This window comes from Kaistella faecalis (genome assembly GCF_019195395.1).
GTDB lineage: Bacteria > Bacteroidota > Bacteroidia > Flavobacteriales > Weeksellaceae > Kaistella > Kaistella faecalis.
In genome coordinates this window covers 95,821-109,687 of record NZ_CP078067.1, presented here as the reverse complement: position 1 = coordinate 109,687, position 13,867 = coordinate 95,821, and the positions used below count along the sequence as shown (strand labels likewise).

Here is a 13,867-nt window from a genome sequence, read left to right as displayed (position 1 = left end):
CATGGAAACACTTATTCTGTATCTGGCAAAAGTTATTTTAACATCGGGTGTAATGTTTTGCTACTACCGGTTGTTTTTAAAAGACAGGACTTTTCATCACTACAACAGATTCTATCTGCTCATCGTATTGTTGGTAAGTCTTCTGCTGCCGTTGCTGAAAGTAGATTATTTTACAGTTGAAGTAAACAGCGGTATTTATTTGTTGATAAACAGATTACAGTATTTTAATGAATCTAAAACTTTAAGCCATGATTTCATTTATCTTACATATTTTATTTACGCTTTTGGATTGGTTGCTCTCCTTTTTCTCAGCAGGCTGATTTATGGGATGATTTCCATCCAACTGCTTAAGAGAAAATACCGGAGAGAACAGATTGAGGACATCAGCTTCTACCACACCAATCTGCCGGAAGCTCCGTTTTCCTATTTCAGAAATCTGTTCTGGAAAGATTCCATCGCCTTGAATTCAGATTTGGGACAACAGATTCTGAAGCACGAAATGGTACATATCGAGCAGAAGCATTCCCGGGATAAAATCTTCACCGAAATCATTACCGCGGTATTTTGGTTCAATCCCTTCTTCTACCTTATCAAAAAAGAAATTACATTAATTCATGAATATCTGGCTGATAAAAAAGCCATCAAAAACTCGGACACGAAAGCATTTGCGCAGATGCTTCTGGCAAGTCAGTTTTCCGGAAAACACTTACCCGCCGCGAGTCCGTTCCTTAGTTCCAACCTTAAAAAAAGAATCACAATGCTTACCAAATCAAAAACCAAATACAGCTATGCGCGTCGTCTGTTCGCATTGCCCATTCTGTTTATCCTTACGTTCGCCTACCTTGTTAACGCAAAAAACAGAGAAATAAAAGAAACCAACCTGGAAATTGAAAAGTTTATTGCCATCGAACAAAAAGATACCTTAACCGCACCGCCGGTTCCCCCGGTTCCGCCTGCAATAGAGAAAGAAATAAAGCTGAAGAATGAGGAGCTTAAACCGCTGAACGATGCCCTGATTAAGAATAATGAAGAGGCTAAAAAATTAAGCAAAGAGATGAGTCTTACAGGCAAAAAGCTCGAAAAATTAGCGAAGAAAAACGACTTCAACAGTCCTAAGTTCAAAGAATTGGAAAAAGAAATGGGCCAGCTGAGCGGGAAAATGGATCAGCTTTTCAATTCGGAAGACTTTAAAATCAATATGAAAAAGCTGGAACTGAAACAGGTTGAAATGGATAAACTATATGCACAGCTCGACAGTTTCTATAATTCTGAAGATTTTAAAATGAAGATTAAAGCGGCAGAAAACCAGGCCAAAGCAGCCTACCAGCTATATAACTCACCGGAATTCAAGAAAAAGATTCAGGAAGCTGAGCGCAAAGCAAAGGAAATGGAAAAGAAAGTGAATTCCCCGGAGTTCAAAAAGCAAATTGAAGAAGCAGAAAAACGCGCCAGAGAAGTTGAGTTAAAAATCAGTTCACCGGAATTCCAGCAGCGGATTAAAGACGCCGAAATCGCAGCAGAAAAGGCGGCTAAAGCCTCTTTCTCAGCCAATATCCTGAAAGCAGAGGGCGGTGGCGAGGTAAAAGTATTCATTGACGGCAAACAGGTCAGCAAAGAAGAAATGAATCAGCTATCGCCAGACCGCATCGAAAAAATGAATGTGATTAAAAAAGGATATGAAGGAACAAATTCCGGAGAGATCCGCATCACCACGAAAAAATAAAAACGTAACGATTGCCCGAGTATGAACCCTTGGGCAATTTTTTTAATCCTATAAAAATCATCAATGAGAATATTAATTCCCCTCTTCTTACTATTTTGTAACCTGTCTTTTGCGCAGAACCAGCGTTTCAGCTACTACTATTCTTTCGTGAAAGATACCTTAAACACCCAGGAAGTTACGAAAGAACTGATGAATCTTGATATCACTAAAAACGGTTCGGCATTTTACAGCCACGATGTGCATGTCTCGGACTCTACAATGACAGCTTATTTCGAAAAGCAGATTAAAACCACCGGCTCAATGAATGTTGACACCAGAATGATGTCGCAGAGAAAAGGAACAGTAAAGTACCGGATTATTAAAGAGTATCCCGATTTTAAGATCGCGTCAGTGCTGAATATCGGAATGGATTACTACAAAGTATCAGATGACCGTAAATTAATTTGGAAAATACTCCCCGACAGGCAAAAAATTGGGGACTTCAATGCACAGAAAGCCACCACGGAATTTGCAGGGAGAAAATGGGAAGCCTGGTTTTCTTCGGAACTTCCGTTTCAGGACGGGCCTTACAAATTCCACGGATTGCCCGGATTGATTATTAAACTTCAGGATCATACCGGAACGCATCAGTTTGAATTGGCAGGAATTTCGAAATTTACAGAATCACCTGAAAATTTTTCAGGTTTTGGAGGAGGAAATAAGGTCATCGAAATTAACCGGCTTCAGTACAGAAAACTGTATCTGGAAGACCGCAATGATCCGGCAAAAGTGATTAAGCAGGCAATGGCTAACGGCGCGGCATTGAAGTTTACCGATCAGAGCGGGAATGTTATTCCCCCGGCCCAAATGATCAAAAACAGAGAACAAAACGCGAAATCAAAAAATGCGAAAGACAATAATGTCATTGAAGTCGATTTGCTGAAGTGACTTTCTGAATTCCTGACAACTTTCATATGAGCTTTAAATAATATTTTCCCTAACTTTAATCTATCAAAATTCCTAAAATTTTAAAGTCATGGAAAACCACAACCTTACCCACGAATTTCCTGAATACGAAGACAGAATCAATGTCCTGAAGCTGAATGACAACGATTTTAAGAAAATGTATGTGAATTATGAGGAAGTAAACGCGCTCATTCAGCATTATGAAGAAGGAGAACAAAATCACACCACCGACGAACACTTAACCGATTTACGCAAAAAAAGGGTTCATTTAAAAGACAATCTTTATTCCTACTTAAGGCAAAACTAAAATGACATACCATCATATATTCCAAAGCGGCTCAAAAAGCCGCTTTTTTGGCACCTTATTTTCTGTATACTCGGGAAATGGATCTGTTGAAATACTTTTTAATCATACCGTTCTTCCTCCTTTCCTGTTCTGATCAACAGGATTTTACTGAGGTAAAAAACCAATATTGGGATATGTTTAGAAAAAAGAAAACAGACACAGATACTGCAGTTACTGAAACTGTTACAAATCCTGTGATCAAAACCACGCCCAAAAGCAACCCTGGTAATGATAATCAACGCAAAGGCGTGGTGAAATTCGCGTACCGCTATCTCGGAACTCCTTATGTTTATGCGGCGGCAGATCCCAACACCGGTTTCGACTGTTCAGGCTTTATATATTATGTGTACAGGCATTTTGGATTTGAAGTCCCGAGGTCTTCAAAAGAATTCCTCCATTTCGGGCAGGAAATCTCTGTTGATCATGTGCAGGTTGGTGATTTACTCATCTTCTACGGCACCGACCTACAGACTCCGGAAGTTGGTCATATCGGTATCGTTTCACGGGCTGCCGGCAGCAACTCCGATTTTATACATGCTTCCAGTGGGAAAGCAAATGGTGTCACAGTTTCCAGCCTTTCTTCTCCTCATTATACAGCAAGATTTGTAAAAGCAATCACCGTAATAAGCACTTCGGAGAAGTAAAATAATACGCGCCGGATTCCCGAAAACACAATCTTTTGCCGGACAGAATTAAACTTTCTATAATTTTCTGTATTAATTTCTGTTAATTCTATATCACTTTGCAAATTATCCGACAAAAAAGTTTACTTTTGCACCGTCAAAAAACGATTATGCAAAACATTAGAAATATCGCAATCATTGCGCACGTTGACCACGGAAAGACTACATTGGTCGACAAAATCATTCACGCCACCAGTGTATTCCGCGAAAATCAGGAATCAGGTGATCTTATCATGGACAATAATGACCTTGAAAGAGAGCGTGGAATTACCATTTTATCAAAAAACATTTCGGTAACTTATAAAGACACCAAAATTAATGTAATCGATACTCCAGGTCACGCCGATTTCGGTGGTGAGGTGGAAAGAGTATTGAAAATGGCTGATGGGGTTCTGCTTTTGGTAGATGCCTTCGAAGGACCAATGCCTCAGACGCGTTTCGTACTTCAGAAAGCTTTGGAATTAGGATTAAGACCGGTTGTGGTCATCAACAAAGTTGATAAACCTAACTGCCGTCCGGACGAAGTTCATGATCAGGTTTTCGATCTGTTCTTCAACCTTAACGCAACCGAAGAGCAGTTAGATTTCCCTACGTTCTATGGTTCATCTAAACAGGGCTGGTTTAACTCTTCATTAGAGCAAACCGAAAATATCTTCCCGTTATTGGATGGGATTTTAGAACACGTTCCTGCTCCGGAAGCTAAAGAAGGTCCGCTGAGAATGCAGATTACTTCACTCGATTTCTCTTCTTTCTTGGGAAGAATCGCGATCGGAAAAATCACCCAGGGTTCTGTAAAAGAATCTGAATGGGTAGGTCTTGCTCAGGAAGACGGCAACATCATCAAAGGAAAAGTAAAAGAATTATACGTTTTCGAAGGTCTTGGTAAAAAGAAAGTTCAGGAAGTAAAAGCCGGAGATATCTGTGCAATCGTAGGTTTCGATAAATTCCAGATTGGGGATTCATTCGTAGATCTTGAGAATCCGGATCCATTGCCGCGTACAGCAATCGATGAGCCGACCTTGAACATGACTTTCTCTATCAACAACTCCCCTTTCTTCGGAAAAGACGGTAAATATGTAACTTCAAATCACCTGAAAGAAAGGCTGATGAAGGAACTGGAGAAAAACCTAGCTTTAAGAGTTGAGCCAACTGAAGATGCAAATACGTTTTTGGTATTCGGACGTGGTATTCTTCACCTTTCGGTTTTAATTGAAACCATGAGAAGAGAAGGTTACGAAATGACCATCGGTCAGCCGCAGGTAATTCTGAAAGAAGTTGACGGTGTTAAATGTGAGCCTTATGAATCTATGGTTGTCGATGTTCCGGAAGAGTACGCTTCCAGAGTAATCGATTTGGCGACTCAGCGTAAAGGTGATCTTCATATCATGGAAACCAAAGGTGAAATGCAGCACATGGAATTCGAAATTCCTTCACGTGGTTTGATCGGACTGCGTTCTCAAATGCTTACCGCAACAGCGGGTGAAGCAATTATGGCACACCGTTTTGTAGATTACAAGCCTTTCAAAGGAGCAATCCCGGGAAGACTGGTAGGCGTATTGGTAAGTAAAGGTCAGGGACCGGCTACAGAATACTCTATCGCTAAACTTCAGGACAGAGGAAAGTTTTTTGTTGATCCGGGCGAGGAAATCTACGAAGGTATGATCATCGGTGAGCAGAACAAACCTGGCGATCTGATTGTGAATATCGTGGAAGCCAAGCAGCTGAACAACATGCGTGCATCAGGGAAGGATAAAGACGGAAGTATTGCTCCGAAAATCTTATTCTCTCTGGAAGAATGTATGGAATACATCCAGGGCGACGAAGCCATCGAGGTAACTCCAAACTTCATCAGAATGCGTAAAAAGATTCTTTCTGAAAACGAAAGAAAGCGTATCGAAAGAGGTGCAAAAGGATAATTCCTTTTTTATATAAAGCAGAAGCCCCGTTTTTACGGGGCTTTTTTATTAGCCGTACTGTTTGTGATCATCAATCTTTTACAATCAAAATTTCTCAGAAGTACAGCGGTGCGAATTTTGTTGCTTGTTCGTGTACTCCTGTCGGTCAATCCGTTCTTGTTATAAGACGCCTGCCAGTACATCACCAGAATTCAATAACTTTATTTAAATATTCAATAATGAAAAGAACCAAATTTACGCTTTTAGCGCTGGCTGCCACGATGCTGTTTTCCTGCACGGCACAGCAGAATGCCACCACTGAAAACACATCTCAGGAACAGACCGCGTCGCAGGGACAGAACAGCATTGATCGTTTTGCCGACATTGAGGTACTTCACTACGACGTCCCGGGCTGGAACAATCTGACTTTAAAAGAAAAAGAATATGTCTATTACCTTAGCCAGGCCGGCTATTCAGGCCGCGATATTACCTGGGATCAGAACTATGAGAACAACCTGACCATCCGCCGTGCCCTTGAGCATATTTATCAGAATTACAGCGGTAACAAAACCACGCAGGACTGGCAGAATTTCGAAATTTACCTCAAACGCATCTGGTTCGCAAATGGCATTCACCATCACTACTCCAACGAAAAGATGAAACCTGCGTTTTCCAGAGCCTATTTAGACCAGCTTTTAAAAGACACAAACACACCCCTGAACGCCACCGTGGCTGATATGCTTTTTAATGATAAAGACAGTAAAAAAGTCAATCTCGATCTGAACAAAGGCCTTTTGGAAGGCTCCGCCGTTAATTTCTACGGTGACGGCGTTACGGCAGATGAAGCTGACCGTTTTTACGCCAATATGAAAAGTACTGATCCAAAGCGTCCGCTTTCAACCGGCCTGAACTCAAAGCTGGTTAAAGAAAACGGTAAGGTGACAGAAAAAGTCTGGAAAAGCGGTGGAATGTACGGCAAGGCAATCGACCAGATTACCTACTGGCTCGAAAAAGCCAGAACCGTAACCGAAAACCAGAAGCAGGCAAACGCTTTAGCCTTGCTGATCAAATACTATAAAACCGGCGACCTCAAAACCTGGGACGATTACAACGTAGCCTGGGTAGATGCTACCGAGGGAAATATCGACTATATCAACGGCTTCATCGAAGTCTACAGCGATCCGCTTGGCCACAAAGGCTCCTATGAAAGCGTAGTGCAGATCAAAGACTTCGACATGTCTAAAAAGATGGAAGTCCTTTCGAAGCAGGCACAGTGGTTTGAAGACAACTCTCCGCTCCTGACTCAACACAAAAAAAAGAACGTGGTAGGCGTCAGCTATAAAACCGTGATCGTTGCCTCAGAATCGGGCGATTCATCTCCCAGCACCCCGATTGGGGTCAACCTTCCCAATGCTGACTGGATCCGCGCTGAGCACGGTTCCAAATCCATTTCGCTGGGCAATATCATCGATGCCTACGATAAAGCTGCCGGTTCGGGCCGTCTCAAAGAATTTGTTAATGACGACGAAGAACTCCGTCTGGCGAAGCAATATGGTGAGCTGGCAAGCAAACTGCACACCGCGCTGCATGAGGTTATAGGACACGCCTCAGGACAGATCAATCCGGGTGTGGGAACACCGAAAGAAACGCTGAAAAGTTATGCCTCCACCATGGAGGAAGGCCGCGCGGACCTCGTGGGTCTTTATTTCCTCTATAACCCTAAACTGCAGGAACTTGGCCTGACCGATGACTGGAAAGGGGTTGGTAAAGCAGCTTACGACAACTATATCCGTAACGGATTGATGATGCAGCTGGTGCGGCTGGATCCCGGAGCCGATATCGAAGAATCGCACATGCGGAACCGCCAGTGGGTCAGCGCCTGGGTCTTTGAAAAAGGGATGAAGGACAATGTCATCGAAAAGATGACCCGTAACGGGAAAACCTATTTCAATATCACCGATTACGACAAACTTCACGATCTTTTCGGGCAGCTGCTGCGCGAAACCCAGCGCATCAAATCTGAAGGAGACTATAATGCCGCCAAAAATCTGGTTGAAAACTACGGTGTAAAAGTAGATCAGGAGATGCACAAAGAGGTTCTGGCGCGTAATGCCCAATATAAGGAAGCGCCTTACCGGGGATTTGTCAATCCTTACATTACGCCTGTTAAAAACGCCGGTGGTCAAGTTACCGACTATATCTTAAAATATCCCCAGACATTTGCGGAACAGATGCTGCGATATTCTAAAGAATACAGTTTCCTGCCCGACCATAATTAAATATGAAGCCGCCTCAATAGATTGAAGCGGTTTTTTTAGGGAAAAAGCAGGTGTTATTTATACAAAAAATAAGATTGCACCTTGACTAATTTTTATGTAATATTAGCCGGCCAATTATGCGTTGTGTTAAAAAGTAACCGTCTTTCGTTCGATTGTCAAGAGAACCGTTGTAGAAGTATTATGGTAATGTGTTTACTCATAACCAATTTTTTGTGGGCGAAATCTCCGGACACTAGATATTTAATAGACAGTTTAAAAAGAGAATTACAGCGTAAAAAGCAAGATGATCAAACACAGATTTCCATATACAACCAGTTAAGTTTATCGTACAGAAAGATAGCTCCAGACAGTAGTATTTTCTACGCGACACAGGCCCTAAAACTTGCAGATTCCCAGAACTCACAGATTGAAAAAGGCGACGCCCTTCAGAACTTAGGAATCTCTTATTTCTATGGTAATGACTTCAAAAAATCTTTAGATTATTTATACCAGTCTTTGAAAATTCGGGAGAAAATGGCCGACCCCGAGAAAATTGGTCATACGCTGAACAGCATTGCGAACGTGTATTATAATCTTAACAATGTTTCAGAAGCACTGATTTATTACAAAAGGGCGCTGGCACTTGCCCGTAAAAACCGTGATAAAAAAAGGGAAGCAGCCATTCTTAACAATATGGGCAGTCTATATGTTTCCAATAACCGGGTTGATACTGCATATGTACTGTTAAATCAATCTGTCGCCTTACTTGAGCATCTTCGGGATTCGCCTACTTTAAGCAGTTCTTATAATAATTTGGCGCAACTCTACCGTAAAAACGGGGCATACACCAAGTCTTTGCAGTATGATGAAAAAGCGCTGAAAATCAATAAACAAATGGGCAGGAAATGGGAAATTTCCTATATCTCTAATTCTATCGGAGAAACCTATTTACTGATGAAAAACTATAACAAAGCTTATGAATATTTCAATGAAGCGCTGCGGACTGCAGAACAACTGCAGAACCGCGACATCCTGCTTTTCAGCTACCGTTCATTGACTAAATATTACAGTGCTGTAGGAAATTACGCTCAGTTTGATAACTTTTTTCACAAATACGAAGAAACGAAAGATGCCATTTTTACCAACCAGAACACCAGCTCTATCGCAGAGATGCAGGTGAAATATGAAACAGAAAGAAAAGAAAAGGAAAATGCGCTACAAAAACTCCAGATTGCGAAACAGAGAAGTTTAAAAAATTCATTTATTTTCCTTTCCATACTTGTTCTCATTATTGTGGTAATTCTATTCTTCAGGTTTCAGGTGAAGAAAAAACTAAGCTCAGATCTTGAAGTTTTGGTGAAGAAAAGAACGCACGAGTTGCTTGTCAATCAATCCAAACTCACGGAAGCACAAAGAATCGGGAAATCCGGCAGTTGGGACTGGGATTTTGTAAATAATCACCTGAGCTGGTCCGATGAGCTTCCTGTGATCTTAGGTCAAAACAATAAAGACCTTAACTGGATTGCGGTATTGCGAACCATCCATCCCGACGACCGTCCCCGAATCCTGGATATCATCCGAAAGAAATTTAATGATTATGATCAAAATCTGGTATTCGATTTCAGAACGATAGCACACCGCAGCGTAAAAAAGTACGTCAGTGTGTATGCCGAAATAACGAAAGACCTTGCAGGAAACATTACTTTGATTCAGGGAAACATTCAGGATATTACCGAACGTAAGCTGGCAGAACTGGCCCTCATCGAAAGTGAACAGTTATACCGCCAGCTTATCAGTGCTTCACCGGATGCCGTTTTTCAAATTGATGCCCACGGACTCATTGTTTTTGCCAGTCAGCAGAGTAAAAAACTTTTCAGGATTTCTGACGAAAGTATGATCACCGGAACCCATATTGATAAATGGATCGCTAAAACTGACCACTTTCGGGTAAGTGAGAATTTCAAACTCGAAAGCCCACAGAATACGGGCAGAGATCTTCACGTTACTTTACAGAGGAAAGATGGAAGCACGTTCTCTGGGGAGCTGCGGACCGCAAAAATCAGCGATTCGGAAGGAAAACCCATTGGCTTTATTGTCGTTGTAAGGAATATTACAGACCGGAAAGAGGTAGAACAGCGCATTTTGCGGAATACCATCGAAACAGAAGAGCGCGAAAGACAGCGGTTTTCTGAAGATTTACATGATGGCTTAGGACCACTGCTCTCTACCGCAAAAATTTACCTTGAACTTATTTCTGCCAGAATGGAAAAACCTGTAGAGCAACAGGAATTTATCAGAATGACCGATGATCTTCTGCATGAATCCATCAGAAGCACCCGGGAAATTGCAAATAATCTCGCACCCAATTTATTAAATGATTTCGGACTGATTGAGGCGCTTCGGGTGTATGCCGACAAAATCAATAAAATGAATACTGTGGCTGTCAATCTTACTATTGATGAAGGTTTTCCTGATTTACCGAAACAGATAGGCGTGGCACTCTACAGAATTTTATCTGAACTGCTGAATAATTCACTGAAACACTCCGCAGCAACCAAAATTGAAATGGAACTTCACGCAAGCAGTGAGCAAATAGAGATTAAATATTCGGATAATGGAATTGGGTGCGACATAAACAAAATACTTTCTTCGCCCACGAAAGGATTGGGCCTGTCGAACATCATGTCGCGCGTAAAATCGATAAACGGGCAGTGTAACTTTTCTTCCGTTCCGGGTAAGTATTTCAGGACAGAAATCACCCTTTCGGCCCTTGTCGAAAAAGAGCATCCACTTCAAACTTCATTAAATACATGACAGACATTATAAAAATAATCTTAGCTGACGATCATGCCATTTTTCTGAAAGGACTGCGCATGATGGTTAATGAATGCAGTAATTTTAAAGTAATTGGAGAAGCTTCTAATGGTCGGGAACTTTTAGACCTTTTAGACCAGATAAGTCCGGATATTATACTTACGGATATTAAAATGCCCGTGATGAACGGCGTTGAGGCAACAAAAGCAGCAGTCGAAAAATATCCTCATCTAAAAATCATGGCACTTACCATGTTCAGTGACCTCAAATATATGCGTCTCATGGCAGAAGCGGGAGCCAGTGGATTTATTCTTAAAAGTATCGGCAAGACCGAGCTGGAGTTGGCCATCAATACCGTAAGCAGCGGTAAAACTTATTTTTCTCCTCAGTTACTCGGCGAGATTGCAGAGTCCGACCCGGTAGAATCATCCGGAATCTATCTGAAAGATGTAAATGAAAGGCTTACCGAGCGTGAACTTGATGTACTGCAGTACATTGTTAAAGGCTTCTCCACTCAGGAAATTGCCGACCGGTTATTTATCAGTAAAAGAACCGTGGAAGGCCATCGTGCAAACCTTATTCTGAAAACCGGGACCAGAAATGTCGTAGACCTAGTTATTTACGCCATCCGAAACCGCCTTGCTATTGTTTAGAGAAAAAAGAGGTCTTATTTTATCATTTTCGTAGCAGATCTTCCAAACATTTTTTTGCGACAGGTATTTTTACGCTGACCTGATTTTTCTTATTGTACTAATTTCACATTGTACAAGTTTAATCTATGACAAAAATCGCAATAGTAGATCCGCATCCCGCTTTTCGGGATAGCTTAGGGATGATGCTTCATGAATTTCTAGCCGAAATTCAGATTACTGGTGTCGAAACCAGTCAACAGTTTGTTTCAGACCTCGACCAAATTTCCCCAGACCTCGTCATCATCGATAGCAGACTGCCCGATAGAAGCGGTATAGAGACCGCCATAATCGCATTGGCCAAAAAGCCTTTGCTGCATATTATTATGCTGATTATGTTTCCGGAGGACCAATATGTTCAGAAAGCGAGAAAAGCAGGAGTAAAAGGTTTTCTGCCCAAGCCGCCGGGGCTCAAAGAACTTAGGGATGCCTGTGATACAGTAATGAGTGGCGGGTCTTACTTTCCTGCTGAAATAAAAATGCCGTAAAAAGAGAATCTAAAATCACGTAAAAATACGCTAACGCGGCGCAGCCAAAAAATTTAACTTCGCCATTATAAATCACATGATTGCAATCACTAATCTTTTATTTTCAATATCTAACTAAAAATTATTATGAAAAAAAACTCCTTATTTAACAAAAAACATGGTGCCCTTTTATGTGGGCTCATGCTCAGCTTTGCGGCTGCTTCATCTTTGTCGGCACAGTATTTTTCAAAAGTGACCACAGGAACAATGGTGAATACACCAATCAAAACCTACAGTGCTTCGTGGGCCGATTATAATAACGACGGTTTTGACGATATGCTTATTGTGGGGAATTTAGATTCCCCCTCCACACTGTATAAAAATAACGGGGACGGTACTTTCACCCCCGAGACCGGCAATGTGATTTATACCACCACCGGAACTTCTATCGCCGCTACATGGGGCGATTATAATAATGACGGGAATATTGATCTGTTCATCTGTAATACAGCAAATAGCGGCCCGGCAATGGCAAAAAACTTCTTGTACCGTAATGATGGAAATGGTGTTTTTACCCGTATTACGGAAGGCGATATCGTGAATGATACCGACTGGTCCCTGAGCGCTGCTTGGGCAGATTATGATAAAGACGGTTTCCTGGATTTATATGTGGCCAACTACACCGGACCAAACAGGCTATACCACAATAATGGAGACGGCACTTTCACAAAAATCACCAGCGGTGCGGTGGTTACCGATGTGAATGACACCTACGGTGCCTCTTGGGTAGATTATGATAATGATGGCTGGCAGGATTTATACGTGGTGAATTATTTCAGCGATACGCTGCCCGGACAGAATAACTGTCTCTACCGCAATAATGGCGACGGAACTTTTACCAAAAATACAACTTCTGTTATTGCCAACGATTCGGCGCTTACCCAGGGTGCCTCGTGGGGAGATTTCAATAATGACGGATTAATGGATCTCTACATGACTGTCAACCATTTCGCGGATGTAAAGCACCATCTTCTTTACAAGAATACCGGTAACGGTAATTTCGAACTCGTAAACTCCGCCCCTTCTATTGACGGAGGGGTCGCATTCGGCTCTGCATGGCTTGATATGGATAATGATGGATACCTCGATCTCAGTGTTTCCAATAACGGGGGAACTGCATTGCGCCTGAATTATCTCTACAAAAATAATGGTGACGAAACTTTCACCAATCAGACTTCAGACGTTACAACGCTTACGCCAATCCGTGATTATGCCACGACAATTTCAGATTATAATAATGATGGATATCCGGATATTTTTACTCCATCCTACTCCCCAGCACTACAGCATGGTCTTTACAAAAATAACGGAGGTACCAATAACTGGATCAGTTTGCGCTTACAGGGAGTTGAATCTAATCGTTCAGGGATTGGAGCCCGGGTTTATTGCTATGCCAACGGAATGATGCAAACCCGTGAGGTTTCTTCCACTTCCGGACAATATACCGGCAGCAGTTTGGTGCAAACCTTCGGAATTGGGGCAGCCACCACAATTGATACCATTCACATCGAATGGCCTTCAGGAATCCGCCAGATTATTACTAATCCGCAACCTAATCAGATCTATAATATTGTGGAAACCGCTGCTCTCGCAACACATGAAAACTTCAAAAGCAAATCGCTTACAATATTCCCGAATCCGGCAAAAGCTGATGGAAATATCTATGTAAAATCCATGAAAACAGGTGCCTATGATTTAACTGTTACTAATTATGCAGGTCAGCGCCTGAAAACCCTCAAGGTTAAACTGGAGAGCGGAAAAAGCAAAGAAGTAAACCTGGGATTATTACAGCCGGGAGTATATATCGTCACCACTTTCAATCATGAAGAAAGTGTTTCACAGAAGCTGATTATTGCCAAATAAAATTTCAAGGATTTCGGCTCAGATGAGCTTGAACGTTACTACAGTTTTAGCCTCTCAGTCCTTTTGGAATTGAGAGGTTTTTTAATTTTAATCAGATTACCGACAGACCTGGAGCTTTTCCAAT

The 13,867-nt window shown here is 41.8% G+C and carries 10 protein-coding genes; all 10 read left to right on the top strand.

Features of this window, described 5'->3' with window-relative positions; translation table 11 throughout:
- Position 1 precedes the first annotated feature (1 nt).
- Positions 2 to 1,723, top strand: coding sequence for a M56 family metallopeptidase (locus KTV93_RS00570; protein ID WP_218249392.1), 1,722 nt, complete (start codon positions 2 to 4; stop codon positions 1,721 to 1,723).
- A 63-nt stretch (positions 1,724 to 1,786) separates the two neighbouring features.
- Positions 1,787 to 2,650: a GLPGLI family protein gene (locus tag KTV93_RS00565; protein WP_218249391.1), complete on the top strand. Its 864-nt coding sequence runs from the start codon at positions 1,787 to 1,789 to the stop codon at positions 2,648 to 2,650.
- An 88-nt stretch (positions 2,651 to 2,738) separates the two neighbouring features.
- Positions 2,739 to 2,975: an HP1242/YdcH family protein gene (locus KTV93_RS00560; RefSeq protein WP_218249390.1), complete on the top strand. Its 237-nt coding sequence runs from the start codon at positions 2,739 to 2,741 to the stop codon at positions 2,973 to 2,975.
- A 173-nt stretch (positions 2,976 to 3,148) separates the two neighbouring features.
- On the top strand, positions 3,149 to 3,658 hold the full coding sequence (locus tag KTV93_RS00555) for a C40 family peptidase (protein WP_218249389.1): 510 nt from the start codon (positions 3,149 to 3,151) through the stop codon (positions 3,656 to 3,658).
- A gap of 149 nt (positions 3,659 to 3,807) precedes the next feature.
- Positions 3,808 to 5,613 (top strand): translational GTPase TypA, encoded by a 1,806-nt coding sequence (typA, locus tag KTV93_RS00550; RefSeq protein ID WP_218249388.1) that lies wholly within the window; start codon positions 3,808 to 3,810, stop codon positions 5,611 to 5,613.
- A gap of 218 nt (positions 5,614 to 5,831) precedes the next feature.
- On the top strand, positions 5,832 to 7,871 hold the full coding sequence (locus KTV93_RS00545) for a dipeptidyl peptidase 3 (protein ID WP_218249387.1): 2,040 nt from the start codon (positions 5,832 to 5,834) through the stop codon (positions 7,869 to 7,871).
- A 186-nt stretch (positions 7,872 to 8,057) separates the two neighbouring features.
- Positions 8,058 to 10,664, top strand: a complete 2,607-nt coding sequence (locus KTV93_RS00540; protein ID WP_218249386.1) for a tetratricopeptide repeat protein — start codon at positions 8,058 to 8,060, stop codon at positions 10,662 to 10,664.
- Positions 10,661 to 11,317 carry a response regulator gene (locus KTV93_RS00535; protein WP_218249385.1) on the top strand — a complete coding sequence of 219 codons (657 nt, stop codon included), beginning with the start codon at positions 10,661 to 10,663 and terminating at the stop codon, positions 11,315 to 11,317. Before KTV93_RS00540 ends, KTV93_RS00535 begins: the two co-directional genes overlap by 4 nt.
- Positions 11,318 to 11,442: 125 nt before the next feature.
- Positions 11,443 to 11,841, top strand: a complete 399-nt coding sequence (locus tag KTV93_RS00530) for a response regulator (RefSeq protein WP_218249384.1) — start codon at positions 11,443 to 11,445, stop codon at positions 11,839 to 11,841.
- 126 nt (positions 11,842 to 11,967) lie between these two features.
- Positions 11,968 to 13,743 carry an FG-GAP-like repeat-containing protein gene (locus KTV93_RS00525; protein WP_218249383.1) on the top strand — a complete coding sequence of 592 codons (1,776 nt, stop codon included), beginning with the start codon at positions 11,968 to 11,970 and terminating at the stop codon, positions 13,741 to 13,743.
- The last annotated feature ends 124 nt before the right edge of the window (positions 13,744 to 13,867 follow it).